This window comes from Kitasatospora nipponensis, from assembly GCF_039528135.1.
GTDB classification, from domain to species: Bacteria; Actinomycetota; Actinomycetes; order Streptomycetales; family Streptomycetaceae; genus Kitasatospora; species Kitasatospora nipponensis.
Genome location: NZ_BAAALF010000035.1, coordinates 26,049 through 43,989 on the forward strand (window position 1 = coordinate 26,049; position 17,941 = coordinate 43,989).

At 71.4% G+C, this 17,941-nt stretch carries 18 protein-coding genes; 13 read left to right on the plus strand and 5 right to left on the minus strand.

Going from position 1 to position 17,941, the window contains the following annotated elements:
- Position 1: 1 nt before the first annotated feature.
- The 6 genes from ABD323_RS12970 (at position 2) to ABD323_RS12995 (ending at position 6,595) form a co-directional block, all read left to right on the plus strand.
- On the plus strand, positions 2-1,402 hold the full coding sequence (locus ABD323_RS12970) for an NtaA/DmoA family FMN-dependent monooxygenase (protein WP_344441580.1): 1,401 nt from the start codon (positions 2-4) through the stop codon (positions 1,400-1,402).
- A gap of 13 nt (positions 1,403-1,415) precedes the next feature.
- Positions 1,416-2,606, plus strand: coding sequence for an LLM class flavin-dependent oxidoreductase (locus ABD323_RS12975; RefSeq protein ID WP_344441581.1), 1,191 nt, complete (start codon positions 1,416-1,418; stop codon positions 2,604-2,606).
- A gap of 94 nt (positions 2,607-2,700) precedes the next feature.
- Positions 2,701-3,498 carry a class I SAM-dependent methyltransferase gene (locus tag ABD323_RS12980; RefSeq protein WP_344441582.1) on the plus strand — a complete coding sequence of 266 codons (798 nt, stop codon included), beginning with the start codon at positions 2,701-2,703 and terminating at the stop codon, positions 3,496-3,498.
- 89 nt (positions 3,499-3,587) lie between these two features.
- Positions 3,588-4,814, plus strand: a complete 1,227-nt coding sequence (locus tag ABD323_RS12985; protein WP_344441583.1) for a serine hydrolase domain-containing protein — start codon at positions 3,588-3,590, stop codon at positions 4,812-4,814.
- 116 nt (positions 4,815-4,930) lie between these two features.
- Positions 4,931-5,428: an NUDIX domain-containing protein gene (locus ABD323_RS12990; RefSeq protein WP_344441584.1), complete on the plus strand. Its 498-nt coding sequence runs from the start codon at positions 4,931-4,933 to the stop codon at positions 5,426-5,428.
- 66 nt (positions 5,429-5,494) lie between these two features.
- Positions 5,495-6,595: a TetR family transcriptional regulator gene (locus tag ABD323_RS12995; RefSeq protein WP_344441585.1), complete on the plus strand. Its 1,101-nt coding sequence runs from the start codon at positions 5,495-5,497 to the stop codon at positions 6,593-6,595.
- A gap of 15 nt (positions 6,596-6,610) precedes the next feature.
- On the opposite strand, the gene ABD323_RS13000 is transcribed toward ABD323_RS12995, so the two are convergent.
- Positions 6,611-8,314 (minus strand): S1 RNA-binding domain-containing protein, encoded by a 1,704-nt coding sequence (locus ABD323_RS13000; RefSeq protein WP_344441586.1) that lies wholly within the window; start codon positions 8,312-8,314, stop codon positions 6,611-6,613.
- 252 nt (positions 8,315-8,566) lie between these two features.
- Between ABD323_RS13000 and ABD323_RS13005 the strand changes: the two genes are divergently transcribed.
- The 5 genes from ABD323_RS13005 to ABD323_RS13025 all read left to right on the plus strand — a co-directional run bounded on the left by ABD323_RS13005 (position 8,567) and on the right by ABD323_RS13025 (position 12,847).
- Positions 8,567-10,039, plus strand: a complete 1,473-nt coding sequence (locus tag ABD323_RS13005; protein ID WP_344441587.1) for a hypothetical protein — start codon at positions 8,567-8,569, stop codon at positions 10,037-10,039.
- A gap of 191 nt (positions 10,040-10,230) precedes the next feature.
- On the plus strand, positions 10,231-10,671 hold the full coding sequence (locus ABD323_RS13010; RefSeq protein ID WP_344441588.1) for a DUF7144 family membrane protein: 441 nt from the start codon (positions 10,231-10,233) through the stop codon (positions 10,669-10,671).
- Between the two features lie 18 nt (positions 10,672-10,689).
- Positions 10,690-11,019, plus strand: a complete 330-nt coding sequence (locus ABD323_RS13015; RefSeq protein ID WP_344441589.1) for a hypothetical protein — start codon at positions 10,690-10,692, stop codon at positions 11,017-11,019.
- Positions 11,020-11,408: 389 nt separating this feature from the next.
- Positions 11,409-11,957: an RICIN domain-containing protein gene (locus ABD323_RS13020; RefSeq protein WP_344441590.1), complete on the plus strand. Its 549-nt coding sequence runs from the start codon at positions 11,409-11,411 to the stop codon at positions 11,955-11,957.
- Between the two features lie 75 nt (positions 11,958-12,032).
- A protein-coding gene (locus ABD323_RS13025; RefSeq protein ID WP_344441591.1) for an IS5 family transposase occupies positions 12,033-12,847 on the plus strand; the annotation gives its coding sequence in 2 pieces (ribosomal slippage) (positions 12,033-12,375 and positions 12,375-12,847; 816 coding nt in all).
- On the opposite strand, the gene ABD323_RS13030 is transcribed toward ABD323_RS13025, so the two are convergent.
- Positions 12,836-13,267 carry a DUF5959 family protein gene (locus tag ABD323_RS13030; RefSeq protein WP_344441592.1) on the minus strand — a complete coding sequence of 144 codons (432 nt, stop codon included), beginning with the start codon at positions 13,265-13,267 and terminating at the stop codon, positions 12,836-12,838. The two genes, ABD323_RS13025 and ABD323_RS13030, sit on opposite strands and share 12 nt — an antisense overlap.
- Before the next feature lie 194 nt (positions 13,268-13,461).
- Here ABD323_RS13030 and ABD323_RS13035 point away from each other — a divergent pair, with 194 nt between their 5' ends.
- Positions 13,462-13,875 carry a hypothetical protein gene (locus tag ABD323_RS13035; protein ID WP_344441593.1) on the plus strand — a complete coding sequence of 138 codons (414 nt, stop codon included), beginning with the start codon at positions 13,462-13,464 and terminating at the stop codon, positions 13,873-13,875.
- A 212-nt stretch (positions 13,876-14,087) separates the two neighbouring features.
- Here ABD323_RS13035 and ABD323_RS13040 read toward each other — a convergent pair whose 3' ends face one another.
- The 3 genes from ABD323_RS13040 to ABD323_RS13050 all read right to left on the minus strand — a co-directional run bounded on the left by ABD323_RS13040 (position 14,088) and on the right by ABD323_RS13050 (position 17,172).
- Positions 14,088-14,636, minus strand: coding sequence for an RICIN domain-containing protein (locus ABD323_RS13040; protein ID WP_344441594.1), 549 nt, complete (start codon positions 14,634-14,636; stop codon positions 14,088-14,090).
- Between the two features lie 260 nt (positions 14,637-14,896).
- Entirely contained in the window at positions 14,897-15,160 is a 264-nt protein-coding gene (locus ABD323_RS13045; protein ID WP_344441595.1) for a hypothetical protein, read from the minus strand.
- A 1,025-nt stretch (positions 15,161-16,185) separates the two neighbouring features.
- Positions 16,186-17,172 (minus strand): LuxR C-terminal-related transcriptional regulator, encoded by a 987-nt coding sequence (locus ABD323_RS13050; protein ID WP_344441596.1) that lies wholly within the window; start codon positions 17,170-17,172, stop codon positions 16,186-16,188.
- A gap of 546 nt (positions 17,173-17,718) precedes the next feature.
- Here ABD323_RS13050 and ABD323_RS13055 point away from each other — a divergent pair.
- On the plus strand, positions 17,719-17,941 hold a 223-nt coding region (locus tag ABD323_RS13055), incomplete at its 3' end, for a helix-turn-helix domain-containing protein (protein ID WP_344441597.1).

Sequence of the window (17,941 nt, forward strand, 5' to 3'; positions counted from 1 at the left end):
CATGAGCAAGCCCGTCAAGCAGATCCATCTCGCCGCGCACTTCCCGGGCGTGAACAACACCACCGTGTGGAGCGACCCGGCCGCCGGCAGCCAGATCGACTTCAGCTCCTTCGTCCACCTCGCCCGGACCGCCGAACGCGCCAGGTTCGACTTCCTCTTCCTGGCCGAGGGGTTGCGGCTGCGCGAGCAGAACGGGGAGATCTACGACCTGGACGTGGTGGGACGGCCGGACACCTTCACCGTGCTGGCCGCGCTGGCCGCCGTCACCGACCGGCTCGGCCTGGCCGGGACCATCAACTCCACCTTCAACGAACCCTACGAGGTGGCCCGCCAGTTCGCCTCCCTGGACCACCTGTCGGCCGGGCGCGCGGCCTGGAACGTCGTCACCTCCTGGGACGAGTTCACCGGCGAGAACTTCCGCCGCGGCGGGTTCCTGGCGGAGCGGGACCGCTACCAGCGGGCCCGCCAGTTCCTGGCCGCGACCTGGGAGTTGTTCGACTCCTGGCGGGGCGACGAGATCGTCGCGGACAAGGCCTCCGGCGTCTTCCTGGGCGACCCGCGGGCCGGCCGGTTCGAGCACCACGACAGCCAGTTCGACATCACCGGCCGGTTCACCGTGCCGCGCAGCCCGCAGGGGCGACCGGTGGTCTTCCAGGCGGGCGACTCCGAGCAGGGCCGGGAGTTCGCCGCCTCGTCCGCCGACGCCATCTTCAGTCGGCACGGCACGCTGGAGGCGGGCCAGGCCTTCTACGCCGACGTCAAGGCACGCCTCGCCCGCTACGGCCGCTCCCCCGACGCCCTGAAGATCCTGCCCGCCGTCACCTTCGTCCTGGGCGACACCGACGCCGAGGCACAGCAGAAGGCCGAGCTGATCCGCCGTCAGCAGGTGAGCGGCCAGAGCGCGATCAAGCTCCTGGAGCAGCTCTGGAACCGTGACCTCAGCGGCTACGACCCCGACGGTCCGCTGCCGACCGTGGACCCGCTGCTCGGCGAGCACACCGTCGCCCGCGGCCGGGCCTCGGTGCGGATGCACCGCGACCCGCTCGCCGTCGCCGACCAGTGGCGCGCGCTGGCCGAGGCCAAGAGCCTCTCGATCCGGGAGCTGGTCATCGAGGTCACCGGACGGCAGTCCTTCGTCGGCACCCCGGCGCACGTCGCCGAGGCGCTCAACGCGTTCGTGCAGGCCGACGGCAGCGACGGGTTCATCCTCGCCCCGCACCTGACGCCCGGCGGCCTGGACGAGTTCGCCGACACCGTCGTCCCGCTGCTCCAGGAGCGGGGGGTGTTCCGCACCGAGTACCAGGGCGACACCCTGCGCGACCACCTCGGGCTCGGCGAGCCTGCCCGGGCCCACACCGGCCCGGCCACCGCGTCGAACCCGCCCGCGTCCGTGCCCCACTGACAGGAACCCCGCCATGACCGACACCCCGCTCACGGTTCTCGACCTCGTGCCGATCTCCTCCGGTTCCACCGCGCCACAGGCGCTGCGCAACAGCATCGACCTGGCCCGGCAGGCCGAACAACTGGGCTACGCGCGCTACTGGTTCGCCGAGCACCACCTCAACCCCGGGGTGGCGGGCACCTCCCCCGCCGTCGTCCTCGCGCTCACCGCGGCCGCGACCTCGACCATCCGGCTGGGGGCCGGGGCGGTCCAACTCGGGCACCGCACCGCGCTGTCCACCGTCGAGGAGTTCGGGCTGCTCGACGCGCTGCACCCCGGCCGCTTCGACCTGGGCCTGGGCCGCTCCGGCGGCCGGCCCGCGCCGGCCGATCCTCAGGCACCGGCCGATCCGCAGGCACCGGCGGACCCGCGGCAGGCACCCGCCGACCGGGAACCCGCGCTGGTGGGCGCGGCGACCGCCCGGGACGGCGGCCGCACCCTGGGCGGCCTGCGGATCCCGGCCCGGTTCTCCTTCGCGCACCTGCTGGACTCCCCGCGCTTCGCCCTGCACCGCACCCTGCTCCAGCAGCCGGGGGCGGAGTCCCAGCCCTACGACGAGCAGATCGCCGACATCCTGGCCCTGCTGGCCGGCAGCTACGTCTCCGCCGACGGGGTCGAGGCGCACGTCGTGCCCGGCGAGGGGGCCGACCTCCAGGTCTGGATCCTCGGCAGCAGCGGCGGGATCAGCGCCGAGATCGCCGGCGCGGGCGGCCTGCGCTTCGCCGCGAACTACCACGTCAGCCCGGCCACCGTGCTGGAGGCCGCCGAGAGCTACCGTGCGGCGTTCACCCCCTCCGCCGACCGGGACCGCCCCTACCTCAGCGTCTCCGCCGACGTGGTCGTCGCCGAGGACGAGGCCACCGCACGGGAGTTGGCCACCGGGTACGGCCTGTGGGTGCGCAGCATCCGCAGCGGCGAGGGCGCCATCCGCTTCCCCACCCCCGACGAGGCCCGCGCACACGCCTGGACCGAGGAGGACCGGGCCCTGGTCGCGGACCGCACGGAGACCCAGTTCGTCGGCTCGCCCCGGCAGGTCGCCGACCAGCTGGAGACTCTGCGCGACGCCACCGGTGCCGATGAGCTGATCATCACCACCATCACCCATCAGCACCGGGACCGGGTCCGCTCCTACGCCCTGCTGGCCGAGGAGTGGGCCCGGCGATGACCACGCGCGGCCCCTGGCGCCACCCGGGCCGCTCCGCCACCGGGCCGGAAATGCAGTGGTGACGGCTCGTCAGCCCGACTACTCTCCCTGATCCATGACCGAGACCAGCCGCGAGCGACTCCGCGCCACCTTCACCGAGGACGCGGAGCTCTACGACCGGGCGCGCCCCGGCTATCCCCGCCGGCTGTACGAGGACCTGGCGGCCCGCACCACGCTCGGTCCGGGCCGCCGGGTCCTGGAGATCGGGTGCGGCACCGGCCAGGCGACGGTGCCGCTGGCGGCGTCCGGCTGCCGGATCACCGCCGTGGAACTCGGCCCGCAGATGGCGCGGGTGGCGCGGCGGAACCTGGCGCCGTACCCGAACGCGGAGGTCGTGGTCCGCGCCTTCGAGCAGTGGCCGCTGCCGCCGGAGCCCTTCGACCTGGTGTTCGCGGCGACGGCCCTGCACTGGGTCGACCCCGCGGTGCGCCTGGTGAAGGCGGCCGACGCGCTGCGCCCCTCGGGCACCCTGGCCGTCGTCTCCACCCACCACGTCAAGGGCGGCAGCGAGAACTTCTTCGCCCGGACCCAGCCCCTCTACGAGCACTTCGACCCGGCGACGCCGCCCGGCCTGCGGCTGTCCCCGGCAGCGGACATCGCCACGGGGGAGGCCGAGCTGGTCGCCTCCGGCCGCTTCGGCCCGGCGCGGATCCGCCGCTACGAGTGGGACCTGACCTACTCCACCCAGGCGTACCTGGAGGTGCTCCGCACCTACTCGGGGCACCGCGCCCTGCCCGCGCCGGCCCGCGAGGGGCTGCTGGCCGCCATCGCCGACCTGATCGACACCCGCCACGGCGGCCGCATCACCAAGCGCTACCTGACAGAACTCATGACCGCCGAACGCACCACCTGACGCCCGGGGCCCGGCCGGAGTCGGCCGAACGGAGGACCGCGCCGAGTGTCCTGCCCGGTTTGGCCCAGTCCGTCCGACGATAGTGCGGCATGACACGCACCAGAGCGGCCCTCGCCCTCGCCGCCGCCACCATGATCGTCAGCAGCCTTCCGGCCACCGCGGGCGCCACCGCCCTCACCGACGCCGGCCACAGCCGGCACGCCTGCGTCCGTTCGGCGCAGCCGCCCTCCGGGCCGGGCCGGACCGTGCTCGACATCGCCCGCCAGGGCAAGGAGCAGAACGACCTCAACTCGGTGACCCTCAAGGTCACCGAAGGCGGCCAGGACCTCCTCACCGACGCGCTCGGCGAGTCCATGACGGGCGTACCGGCCGAGCCGGGCATGCACTTCCGGTCCGGCTCGGTGGGCATCGCCTACATGGGCACGGTGCTGCTGCAACTGGTGGACGAGCACGTGGTGGGCCTGGACGACCCGATCTCGCGCTGGCTGCCGAACGTGCCGCACGCCGACCGGATCACCCTGCGGATGCTCGGCTCCAGCACCTCGGGCCTGCACGACTACGTCACCGACCCGGACTTCCTCGCCGAGCTCACGACCCACCCGTTCCGCCAGTGGACCGACGCCGACGTGCTCGCCTACCCCTTCAGCCACTCGCTCTGGTACGACCCGGGCACCAACTGGAGCTACTCGCACGCCAACTTCGTGCTGCTCGGCGAGGCCCTGGAGCGGATCACCGGCACCCCGCTGGACAAGCTGCTGGAGCAGCGCGTGATGAGCCCGCTGGGGCTGCACAACACGCAGAACAACTTCACGCCCGAGATCCCGTCCCCGGTGCTGCACGCCTTCACCTCGGAGCGCGGCACCTACGAGGAGTCCACCTTCTGGAACCCGTCGTGGACGACCGCGCGCGGCGCCGTGCTCACCACCGACATCTGCGACCTGGCCCGCTCCGCGCAGGCCATCGGCACCGGCGAACTGCTCTCGGCGGCCGGCTTCCGCACCCAGCTCGACCCGGGCACGGTCGGCCTCGGCGGCCCCACCGACACCTGCCCGGACACGGTCTGCCGGCACAACACCGAGGCGCTGCACTACGGCTTCACCGTCCTGGTGGAGAACGGCTGGATCATCCAGAACCCGTCCTTCTCCGGGTACGCGGCGATCCAGGCCTACCTGCCGTGCAAGGACCTGGCCATCGCCGTCTCCACCACCAAGGGCCCGAACTCGCCGGACGGCAACACCGCCGAGGTGATCGCCTCGCAGATCGCCGCCGCCCTGGCACCGGGCAACCCGATCCCCGGGCCCGTCACCGCGAGCTGACCGGCCGGCGGAGCCCCCGTCGAAGCCGACCCCATCGGTGGGCCACCGCGCTGACGCACCGTCACCACGGTGGCCCACCGGGCCGTATCGGCGCGCCGGCCCGCTAGCATGCCCGCATGGCTTCGGTACACCTGCGTCACGCGGTCCGCGCGATCGTTCTCGACGAGGACGACCGCGTCCTGCTCTGTCGCTTCGTCATTCCCCAGCCGACCGGCACCATCGTGGTGTGGGCGGCGCCCGGCGGGGGCGTCGAGCCCGGCGAGGGCGAACTCGCCGCCCTGCGCCGGGAACTGGCCGAGGAGACCGGACTCGTCATCGACTCCGACCCGCCCCACGTCTGGCACCAGGAGGTCATCGACCCCGACCACACGGTGGGCTACGACGGGGTGATCAACGACTACTTCCTGGTCCGCGCCGCCTCGTTCCAGCCCCGCGGCACGATGTCCGACGCCGAGCTAGCCGCCGAGAACGTCGAGGGCTTCCGCTGGTGGCGACTGTCGGAGATCGCCGGCCACCGCGGCCCCGACCTCTTCTCCCCGCGCGACCTGGCCACCCCGCTGGCGGCCCTGATCGCCGGCCAGGTCACGGCCGAACCGGTGCCGCTCGGCCCGTGAACCCACATGACCGGCCCATCGGGATGGTCCGTGTATCTTGATCCCCAGGCATGGGAGGTCGTCACGATGGCGCGGTTGACTCGGGCCCAGCAGCAGGAGCGCACCCGCGCGGCTGTGCTGGCGTCGGCGAGGGCGGAGTTCACCCAGCGCGGGTACGTCGAGGCCAAGGTCGACCGGATCGCCGAGCGGGCCGAACTGACCCGCGGTGCGGTGTACTCGAACTTCCCGACCAAGCGCGCGCTCTACCTGGCGGTGCTCCTCGACCTGGTCGAGCACCGCGCCACCGCCGAGACCCCGCCCGGTCCGCCGGTACCGTCGGCGGCCACAGCCTCCGCGGCCGAGGCGCTGGGCGCCTTCGCGCGGGCCTGGCTCGAACAGCTGCCCCTCTCCGGCGACGTGGCCGCACTCCAGCAGGTGCGACTGCGCGAGCTGGCCGGCGTCTTCGACGACGAGCCGGCCCACACCGCGCTCACCCAGGTCACCCGGCTGGAGGCCCTGCTGCTCGCGCTCGCCCTGGAGTCAGGCGGACGGGCCGGGGCGCGCCAGGTCCGGCGGGCCGAGCTGGTCCTGCGCCTGCTCAACGGCCCGGGCCCGCTCGCCGACCCCGCCCTCGAGCTCGGCGACCCCTTCGACGTGGCCCACGCCTGCGCGCACCTGGACGCACTCGCGCTCGCCGACACCTGGGACCCGCCTCACCTGCCCTACGTCGACCCCGCCCACCCCTGCCGCGACGCGTGGACCGCGCCCGAGGAGCTGCCGGACCTGATCACCGGCCGCCCGGTCGGGTTCGCCGAGGACGGCGTGATCGCGGTGCTCGGCACCAGCCGGCTGGGCGCCGCCGAGGAGATCGTCCGCGCCGCCCGCCCGGGCGACCGGGTCACCGTGGCCGTGGTGACGGGCGACCCCGTCGAGACCGGCCGCCTGGTCCGCCTCAGGATCGGCGACTTCACCCACTGCCTGCGCCGCGCCTTCCCCCCGGACGCCTGGCCCCGCCTGCGCCTCGTCCTCGACGACCGCGCCCAACTCGCCACAGCCCTCGGCATCCCGGCCCCCGACGACACCACCGAGTACGCGGTCCGCGTCAGCGCGGGCACCCTCGTCGCCCGAGCCCAAGGCCGAGGCGCCGCCCACGCCGCCGCCATCACCACCACGGCCACCACCCCCTGACCCGGCCCGACGCGGCTACCGAGCGCGGGCGCGGATGACGTGGCGGCGGTGGGCTTCGAAGCGGGACTCGGCCTCGGCGTAGCGACGTTCCCACGCCTCGCGCTGCGGGTCGTACCCGGCGGGGTGGACGTAGGCGCCGGTGTCGTCGTGCTCGTCGGACAGGCCGTACCGGGCCGGGTGGAACTCGGCGTCGGCCGGGTTCGGGCCGAAGAGCTCGTCGGCCTGCCTGATCGAGACGCTGATCCGCCGGCGCTCGAGGTCGACGCCGAGCAGCAGGACGTGCACCTCGTCGCCCACCTGGACGACCTCCTCGGCGGCGGCCACCTCGTGGGGTGCCAGCTCGGTGAGGTGGACCAGGCCCTCGATGCCCTCGGCCACGCGGACGAACGCGCCGAACGGCACCAGCGCGGTCACCGTGGCGGGGACGACCTGGCCGACGAGGACGGTGTCGGCCCACAGGCGCCAGGGGTCCTCGCCCCGGGCCGAGCGCAGGGAGAGGGCGACCTGCTCGCGTTCCAGGTCGACGGCGAGCACCTCGACGCGGACCTCCTGCCCGACCGTCACGACGTCGGAGACGGCGTCGATGTGCGTCCACGACAGTTCGGGGATGTTGATGAAGCCGGCCGCGCGCCCCAGATCGTCGTCGAAGTCGACGAAGACGCCGAAGGTGGGCGTCGCGGAGACCACGCCGCTGACGATCTCGCCGCGGCGCAGGGTGTGCAGGTAGGCGCGGCGGTCGTCGGCGCGGGTGCTGTCGTTCCGCCAGCGGGCCCGCACGACGCCGTCGTCGTCGGGCAGCACCGCGGCGAGCAGCGGGTCGCGGTCGGCCGGCAGCAGCGGGACCAGGGTCACCAGGTCACCGCGGTACCAGGTCCGGCCCCCGGCGTCCGGTTCGATCATCCACGGCTCGGCGATGCGGCTGAAGAACTCGCCACCGGGCTGCTGGACGACGAGGAGTTCGAGCCGGCCGGGCCGGCTCAGGGCGGCGCGTGACCCGCCGGTGTCGGGGGTCAGGTCCGGCCACACCGCCAGGCGGGCACGCGGGCCCATCCCCGTCCGGACCGTCTCGACGTCGGCGACAGTGGTCAGGCGGTGCCAGCGCGAGGCGTTGCGGAGCGGGAGCTCCTCCAGGAGCACGCCGCCGCGTGCGGCGACCAGGTCCGCCAGTTCGGTCCAGAACGACCGGTCGGCGGGCCGCGCCACGTCGACCTCGTCCGCGGCCGGGTCGTACGGGGAGGCCTCGATCCGCTCGACGATGAGCCCCAGCGCGCGGGTGCGGGCCAGGGCGTCCTCGCAGGGGCGGGCGCTGCCGACGTACACGTCCAGCTCGTGGCCGACGTGGACGAAGAAGCCGCCCTCGGCGTGCAGCCGGCACCAGGCGCCCCGCAGCCGCAGCATCGTCGCCACCAGGCCCAGCGCGACGCCGAGCGGGACCCGCGCGCCGTCGTGGTAGCCCTGGCGGCCGGGCGGGAAGAGGCCGGCGAGACCGTGGTCGTCGGGCCCCGGGTGCGGGTGGAAGTGCGCGAACCCGTGGAGCATGGGGTTGTCGATCGTCAGCCACTGGACGGCGTCGTCCCGCGCGAACGCGGCGACGGCCTGCCGGCAGGCTTCCTCTGCGGCGTCGAAGTCGTCGAAGTCGTCGAAGTCGTCGAGCAGGCGGCTCCGGCCGCCGCGCCGGGCCGGGTCGTACGGGGTGATCCGGTGGACGGTGGGGCGCATCTCAGCGCCCGGAGTGGCTCGAAGTCGCCCCGAGGGCCGGTTGCGGGTGGACAGTTGGTGTGATCATCCGCCGAGCCTACGGCAATCCGTCGCCCCTCAGAGAGGCGATTCTCCGACCGACCGGGCTCGGGACGGGTCACCCGCGTGGGCACTCCCGGTGGCGGTCCCGACACGTCGCGCATTCCCTGAAGGTGGCGTGCCGATCATCACCGGCGACCGAACCTTCAGGACAGCCGACCCAGGGAGCGTGCGATGCCTGCCGATGCGTCCGAACCGGATCCGGAACGATCAGGGCAGGGGAAGCCTCCCGACGGCCCGAACGACAACCCGACCGGCGGCCCGCCCAGCGGCCCGAGCAGCGGCCCGAGCAGCGGCCCGAGCAACGGCCCCAACAACGGCCCGACCGGCGGCCCGACCGCCGGCCCGCCCGGGGGCGACGAGCTCTCGGCGAGCGAGCGCAGCGAGCTGGACGAGCTGCGGCACCGGCTGACGGCGCTGGAGGTCAGCACGGCGCCGCGCCGGGAGCACCACCGCCTGCGGACGTCGGGCTCGGTCGTCCTGATCGTGATCGCCTCGCTCCTCGCGATGCTCTCGGTCATCGCCGTCTGGACCAACTCGATCATCGGTGACACCAACCGCTACGTCGCCACCGTCGCGCCGCTGGCGAGCAATCCGGACGTCCAGGCCGCGATCACCAGCCGGGTCACCTCCGAGGTCCTGGCCCAGATCGACGTGAAGGCCGTGGTGAACCAGCTCTCCCAGGCCGCCGTCGAGCAGGGCGCCCCGCCGCAGCTCGGCACGCTCATCGGCGGCCTGAGCGGACCGATCACCAGCGGCCTGACCCAGCTGGTCAGCACCACCGTCAGCAAGGTGGTCACCAGCGACCAGTTCGCCAGCCTCTGGGTCGACGCCAACCGGGCGATCCACTCCACCCTCGACAAGGCCCTGACCGGCCAGGGCGGTGGCGCGGTCTCGCTGGAGAACAACCAGGTCACCATCGACATCGGGCCGTTCGTGGCCAAGGTCAAGGACCAGCTGGTGAGCTCCGGGTTCGGACCCGCCGCCAAGATCCCCGAGGTGCACACCAGCTTCGTGGTGTTCGCCTCGAACGACATCGGCAAGATCAAGGGGTACCTCCGGCTGCTGGAGATCATGGGCACCTGGCTGCCCGTCATCACCGTGCTGATCGCCGCCGCCGGCGTGTTCACCGCCGTGAACCGGCGCCGCGGCCTGATCGGCGCGGCGGTCGGGGTGGCCCTCGCCATGCTCCTGCTGGGGGTCGTGCTGACGATCTTCCGGTCCTTCTACCTCGACCACCTGCCGCCGGGCAGCTCCCAGGCCGCCGCCGGAGCGATCTACGACGCGCTGATCCGCTTCCTGCGCGCGGGTGTCCGCGCCGTCGGGACGGTCGCCGTGGTCACGGCTGCCGGCGCCTTCCTGATCGGCCCCTCCCGGGTCGCCGTGGTGACCCGCACCGCCTGCACCTCGACCATCGGCGCGCTGCGCGGCGTGGCCACCGGACACGGCATGCGGCTCGGGGCGGTCGGCCGGTTCGTGCACCGCTACAAGCGCTGGATCGGGGTGGCCATCCTCGCGGTGGCGGCCGTCATCCTCGCGACCTGGACCTACCCGACGGCGGCCGTGGTGATCTGGATCGTCGTCGTGGTGCTGGCCGTGTTCGCGATCCGCGAGTTCCTGGACCCGGGCCCGGGAGAGCCGGCCTGAACCGACCGGATCCGGCCGGGAGCCCACCCCGGCCGGGTCCGGTCCGCGTTCGACGGCCCGGGGGCACCGAGATGCACCCGGGCCCGAGTGTCCCTAGGGTCGATACTGCGCACGTGTACGCCGCGCACCGACCGGCGTCCTCGCGCTCGGGCCTCCGGAACGAACTCGGGCTCAGGAATCGAGGTAGCACGATGTCCTCACCGTCCTCACCGTCCTCAGCGACGAACACACGCGACGACACGTCGAACACCCTGGCCGGCGGCCTGGTCGTCTTCGCCGCCGTCATGCTCATGCTCGGTGGCCTGCTGAGCATCTTCCGCGGGATCATGGCCATCGCCCAGGACGACATCTTCGTCAGGACCCCGAACTACGTCTTCAAGTTCAACCTGACCAGCTGGGGATGGATCCACCTGGTCCTCGGCGTGCTCGCGATCGGCGTGGGCATCGGACTCTTCCGGCTCGCCCTGTGGGCCAGGATCCTCGGCGTGGCCGTGGCAGCGCTGCTGCTCATCGCCAACTTCCTGTCCATCCCCTACTACCCGCTCTGGTCCATCGTCGTCGCGGCCATCTGCGGCTTCGTCATCTGGGGCCTGTGCGTGATCCGTCGCGAGGACGGCACCGGGACCGGCTGACGCGATCGGAGGACGGTCATGGGCCGCGACTACCACTTCCACTGCGAACACGCCGGCTGTTCGGTCACCGCCGAGGTGTACCTGGGCGGGACCCGGGAGGTCGATGTCCTGGTCGACGGCAAGGAGGTGTCGACCCTGCGCGTCCAGGGCCACGGCGCCCAGGTGCGGTCGCTGACCGCGGTCCTGCCGACCGACCCTCCCCGTCCCGTCGAGATCGAGGTGACCCTGCCCGGCCGCATCAGTGGGGAGCCGGCGAGCGTCCTGGTCCGGGACGGCGAGCGGTTCGCGATGCCCGGCAGGGAGGTCCAGCACCGGTCACGGCCGACCGAGGCCTCCTGGTACGGCTGATCCCACTCGGACGGCGGACGAGCGGGGGCCGGGCCCGTGACGAGGAACCGGGTGCCCAGGGCCCGGCAAGCGGCCATCACCTCGCTCGCCTGTTGGGCGGGGTCAGCCCGCAGCACCAGGCAGCCAGCCAGCCGCGCAGCGCAGGCTCGTACTGTGCGGCAGACCGAGGATCCGGCGGTTCGGGGTGACCAGGGAAGGCACCCCGTGCCGCCGGACCATGTCCGGGATCGTCCAGAACCGTCCAAACCCCTGGTTGGACAGGCATCGGACACGTCAACGTCACCCCAGGCCGCAACCCGCGCCCGTCCCGGACAGCCCAGGAGACACCCATGCCCACGATCGGACGCACGCCTTCCCCCACCCGAATGCTTCACCGCCCGGTCGCCTGGATGGGCACACTCGCGCTGGGCGCCGCCACCGCCCTTCTCGCCGCACCGCCGGCGCACGCGGACACCTACCAGCTCAACGTCCAGATCATCAACCACCACACCAACCAGTGCCTGGACAGCAACTACGGCGGCTCCGTCTACCTGGGCACGTGCAACGGCGGCAACTACCAGCGGTGGAACGTCACCTCGTGGTGGCCGGACACCAACAACTACTACAGCAACGTCCAACTCCAGGACGTTCAGACCAAGCGCTGTCTCTCGGTGTACGAGAACTTCGACGGCTACCACTTCCCTGCGACCACAACGGTCAGCTGTGACGACATGGACAACAAGCAGCAGTGGGACATGACCTGGGTGGGCAACACGTCTCCCAACCCGCAGAACAGCTTCCAGTTCATGAACAACTACGACGTTGCGGGTACCTACGAGACCTGCCTGGATGCCGGGCAGACCTTCGACCAGAAATGGCTCTACAACTACGGGCAGGCGCAGTTCAACACCTGCCCGTGGCACACCGATGACTGGCAGATCTGGAGCATGCAGCACTAAGAACACCTAACAAAATGATCAACCGCATGGTTGGATCCCACTGGGCGTCAGGTTGATCATGCTGTGGGGGCCAGGATGGCGCGGCTGAAGCCGTGGGAAGTCAGTGACGAGCTCTGGGCGGTGATCGAGCCTCTGCTGCCGAAGGTGGAGCGTCGGACGCGCTACCCGGGGCGGAAGCGCCTGGACGACCGCCGGGTGCTCCAGGGGGTCCTGTTCGTCCTGCATACCGGGATCTCCTGGGGGCACCTGCCGCAGGAGCTGGGGTTCGGCTCGGGCATGACCTGCTGGCGTCGCCTGGCGCAGTGGCATGAGGCCGGGGTCTGGCAGCGGCTGCACGAGGTCTTGCTGGCCAGGCTCCGAGCCGCCGATGCCCTCGACTTCTCTCGGGCGGCGGTGGACTCGTCGCACGTCAGGGCCTTAAAAGGGGCCCCAAGACGGGACGAAGCCCAGTTGACCGGGGCAGAGCGGGCAGCAAGCACCATCTGATCACCGACGCCAACGGCGTCCCGCTCGCGTTCACACTCACCGGTGGCAACCGCAACGACATCACCCAGCTCATTCCGCTCTTGGAGGCTGTCCCGCCGGTGCGCGGCAAGCGGGGCAGGCCCCGTCAGCGCCCGGACGTGGTTCTTGCGGGCCGGGGCTACGACCATGACAAGTACCGGCGTCTGGTGCGCGACCTCGGCATCCGGCCCGTGATCGCGCGTAGGAACACCGGACACGGCTCCGGCCTGGGTGTCCATCGGTGGGTAGTCGAGCGCGCGTTCGCGCTTCTGCACCAGTTCCGGCGCCTGCGGATCCGCTGGGAGATCCGTGACGACATTCACGAGGCCCTGCTCAGCCTCGGGTGCTCCCTGATCTGCTGGCGCAGGCTGAGCTCATTCCTGTGACAGGTGCCCGTCCCAGGCCTCGAGGACGGCGGCCAGCAGTTCCCGATGGGTTGCGATCCAGGCGTCGGGCAGGTCGATGGGTACCCGCACGGTCGTCATCGAGACGAGATCGTCTTCAACGACCACCTCGGGGCAGCCACGCTCGCCGTTCAGGTGGATGTAGAGGGACGGCCCGCGCTGGACGTGTAGCCAGGCGATGTCCTCGCCGGCCTCCAGGCGGTCCAGGGCCTCGGCCCACGAGTTGAGCCGAGACCGCCACAACGAGAGGGCCACGCGGCCTGCCACGAACGGTGTGTCGACGACAATCTCCGCGGAGAGCCCACCGGCCACCCCCTGCAAGGGGCCGAGCACGGTGATGCGCACACTGTTGCCTTCGTCATCGCACAGCAGGGTCAGATCCAGCCGCTCAGCCGTCACCATGCCGCCTCCCTCGAAGTTGAGGCGATCTTGACTCACCTCCGCCTCAGTTGGCCAACGACTTCCGACCTCAGTACGCCATTTTGTTAGGAGTTCTAAGGCCGGAACCCCGTCGCCCACGCAGGGCTTGCGGCGCATCACCGTGGGTACCGTTCCCGCCGATTGCTCGATCACAGATCACAGGGAACGAGATCGCGATGAGGTGGAGCCCGACGGGCTGGTCGGCGGAGATCACCGGCGGGGACACGACCTACATGGGCGTGGTGGAGCTGTGGAGCGACAAGGGCGAGGCCCTGGTCGGCGACGAGAGCGGCCGACTCGTCCCGGCGGTCAAGCTGCCGGGCTTCAAGCAGCTGGTGGAGAACCATCGGGTGGTGTCGGTGCTGCCCGCCAATCCGGGCTGGAGCGTGCGGACCGAGCGGTCCGGGCTGTTCGAGCCGTTCACCACGCCGATCGCCGCCTGGGTGATGGACGGCGAGGGCTGCTTCTGGCCCGTCATCGGGGTGAGTGAACCGGAGGACGGGGGCCCGCACCGCCCGAACCCGGAGGGCGAGTACACCCTGCGCCCCCACCTGAGCAGCGGTCACAAGATCGTGCCGCCCAAGGACTGACCCCACACGACGAGCGGCCCGCACCAGTTGCTGGTGCGGGCCGCTCGTCTCATCGGTGCGAGTCCGCCGGCGGCGCCGGGGCGGTTCCGCAGGTGCTCACTGCTCGGCCCCGTAGTCCTACCTCTGACCCCAGCCGCAAGGTAGCGCGCCGCTTGACCACCGGGGTCTCGCGGTGAGCGCAGATCATGCTGCTGAATCCCGCTGCCGGGTCACTAGAAGACAGGGAAATCGAACTGGCTCCAGGTGGCGGTGGGTTCGGAGCAGTCCCACAGCTCCACGGTGGCACCGGGAGCGCCCGACTGGTGGTCGAGGTCCGCGCACATGTTGGTAAGCGGTTGCTTGAGCTGGCCGTTGACGTACTGCCACTGTTCCGCCTGACTGTCGTCACACTTCCAGAGATCGAGCTGGGCGCCCGCACTCAGGCTCCCGCCGTTGGTGTCGAGGCACAGGCGGCTGTCATCCTTCGGGGAGATGGTGCCCGTGCCCTTGCCCGTAGGGTTGCTGATCGTCCAGTACTGCCCGGAGTCGCGGGTGTTGCAGTTCCACGAATTCAGGCTCACGCCCAGGCCGAGGCCGCCGCCATTCGTGTCGATGCACAGGCCCGTGTACCCGTTGAACAAGTGGTGGGGGTTGCTGTCCAGCGTGGCGGCCGAGGCCGGGACCGCGGGCATCGCGGTGGCGAGGACTGCGGCGATGCCGGCGACGGCGAGGCTGCCCTGCAGGCAGCGCCGACCACGAGAAACCCACTCAGATCGTGCCATGAGAAACACTCCTTCTTGTTGTGACAGGGATATGCGACCGGCAGGGCTGGGTTTCGCCCTGCTTCTGCCGTACCGGGAGGCCGTCGAGCGCATCGAACACGGCTTACTGCTCTGTGCGCGGATGACGGGTCGGCCGGCCGGCAGCGGATGAAGATCTGCCGTGCTTTGCAGCGTCGGGAGCCGCGAAGTGGCGCCGACTTGTGTGCCGGTGGCTGGAGGCTGGTTTGGCGGGCCACCGGGATGACCATGGGCAGTTCGGCTTACGGCGGGATTTTCGGCTCCCACTCCGGGATCCGGGCAAGGAGATGTGCTATTGCGGTGGAGGAGTGCGTCGCCGCATCCGTTCCGCTGCCGCGGAAGAAGAGCCCGAGATTGATTCCGGCCGGGCCGGCACGGACTCGTATGTGCTCGATTCCGAACCGGGGCTGGAGGTGCGCCCAGAGGACATCGAGAATCCTCTCGGCGTCCGTGCGGCTGGGCTGTGGCAGTTCCGGGTTGGCCAGCTCCAGGCGGACGAGGTACACGGCCTCAGTCCCAGCCGATGCCGTCTGCCGGTCCCGGCGTCGGCGTGTCGCCGGAACCGGCCGCTGCCACTGCTGAGGCCGTGGGCTGGTTCGATCCGGCACCAGTGGCGAACGCGGTCGACACAACCGATCCGGCGGTGAAAGCCGGGCCGAAGAGCAGTAGGGCAACGATGGCGGTACGGACAGACTTCGACATGACAGCCCCGGTCTTTTCGTTGAATCTTGCGTGTGGATTCCTGACTCAGTTGCCTGGCCGGATTTCCGTTGTCCGGTCGGCGCCTTGAGAAAAGAATGCCCGACACGCACGCTGTCTGGAACGGTTTCGATGTGGCACCAGAATGCCCGGCAGCTTGGTGCCACTCTGCGCTCTCATGCCTTCTTCGGAGCATGTGGGCGGCCCCGTCGACGAGCACCGCTCACGGCCTCGATCGTTCGCGGTGGCGGCCTCGGAAGATCCTGTGCCTGTGATGCGAAGAGCCCAGCCGCGCGCGCCGCCTTCGTTCCCGCTCACCTGACCGCGGGCGCGGCTTTTGAAGGCACCGGGTCAGGGGGTTCCGGCCACCTTGATCAACGGAAGGCTCTCGGGGTGGGGCACATGCCCCACGCCCGGCAGCGCGGGCTCGGCGATCCGCCGCTGCCGCAGCTCGCGACCCCGTCGAGGCCCTCGCCCACTGACGGAGGGGGCGACCGGGCCGATCGTCTGACGGCGGGGGCGACCGGGCCGATCGTCGCGCGCTGGTGCTCCAGCACCGCGATGTCACCGATCGCGACCGTCCTCAGCGCGATCGCGCGGGCCGGTTCGGTCGGCACCCGGCCGCGCGGATGCAACGGGTGGATTCCCGGCCGACGCATCGCGCGGGTGAGCTCCTTGGCCGATCCCCCTTTGCTTCGGGCGGCTTCGCCGGCCTGTCAGCGCCGACGACCAGGCCGAGAGAGCGCAACCCAGTGCGGAGAAGCGGTCGCAGGGATCCTCGTGACGCTGCGGCAGAACGTGTCCGGCACCCACGTCGGCGGCGACTGCGAGGTCACAGCCAGCCTCTTTGCGCGGCTTTGATCCCGGCTTCGAAGCGGCTGCCGGCATCCAGGCGTTCCATGATGCCGGCCATGTGTCGGCGTACGGTGCGCAGCCCGATGCCCAGTCGCTTGGCGGCGGCTTCATCGGTCATGCCGCCGGCAAGGAGGGCGAGAAGCTCGGTTTCTCCCTGGGCGAGTCCGGTGTTGGTGTCGCGGGTCGCCGCTGCGCCGAGGGGGACGGCCGTGTCCCAGGCCTGGTCGTAGATGCTGGCCAGGGAGGCCACGATGCCCGGCTCACGGGTGCACAGTGCCCCTGCTCTGGTATTGCCGGGGTCGATGGGGACCAGGGCGACTTCGCGGTCGAAGAGCAGCATGCGAGGTGGCAGGACGGGTGCAGTGCGAACCTCGCCGCCGGAGTCGGTCAGCCACTTCGCGTAGGCGTAGGTCGCCGGGTCGTTGCGGACGCTGTTCTGGTAGAGCGTGAGGATCGCCATGCCGCGGCCGAGGGCGTTGGCGTCGAGTGGGCGTGAGGCGTCAAGGCTGGCCTGGGACTGTGCTCCGCCCGGCATGACCGACAGGCACTCCCGCTTCATCTCGGTGGCGAGGATCTCGAGCCTGGCCTCGATCGTGTCCATGTCGACCAGGCGCTCTGTTCCGTTCACGGGGACGTTGGGGGTGAGGTGGCCGTAGGAGGCCATCGCCTCGGCGGCGGCTGCCCGGTTGGCGGCCAGCTTCTGGCTGCGGCGTGCCAGATCGGCTTCCTGCCGACGGATGATCATGTCCAAGGCGACCTGTGGGCTGACGGCCCGGAGCCTGTCCGGGTTGTCCCGGGATGGTCGCGCGAACGAGCGATCGACCAGGTGGTCCAGTGCTGCTCGGACGACCGGTTCCGTCAGTTGTGTGATCGCCAGCAGATCCGACAGGTCCGCCTGCGGACAGCCCAGCAGGGCCGCGTACACGGCCTCGGTTTCAGGTTCCAGGCCCAGGACACTGAGCACCCTGATCACCGCCCCCTCGGTGCGCGTGCAGACAGGTGTTCGGGCAAGGGCCGGCAGGCGTTGAGGAGCCGCAGCGGATGCCCGTTGTTTGTCGCGTTCAAGCAGAACACCAGGCCCGAGATCGGCGCCAGGAAGAAGACAGGACGGACTGTCGGACGTTTGGCCGGACGAACCGCGCGGCGGTGGCCGTCCGGCCTGGACCGGGGCGTGGGTGGCGGGTCGGGTTCCGGTGACGCCGGGCACCACGGCGTCCAGGGTGTGGCGCGGGCGCCATCTCACCCGGCTGCTGGTGTGGCCGCGGCTGTATGGGGAAGTTGACGCTGCCTCTGCTGCCAAGGTCAGCGTGCCCGTCACGGCGACGGAGGGGCACGGTCCGGCGGCCGCCGGTAGGCTCGCCCACCGTTCTACCGGAGGGTAGGGTTCGGGGGCTCAACACTCCCGCGCCCCCGGGTGCGGGACTTGTTGTGATGTCCGGACACCAGGGGAGGGTGTGTTGGTCGAACAACGGAGTTCGCTCCGGATGAGTACGAGTGCGGCGGTGGACTGTTGAGGGGGTTCGGCGAGCTGCTGCGGGAGCTCCGCCGGGCAGCCGGGCTGACCCAGGAGGAGCTCGCCGAGGCGGCCGGCGTGTCCGCCCGGTCGGTCAGGGAGTTGGAGCGGGGCCGACGCGGGCGACCGCAGCGCCGCACGGTGGAGCAACTGGTGTCGGCGCTGGGTCTGACGGGGACCGGCGCCGCCGCCCTGGTGGGGGGCGGCGGCGGCGGGCTGG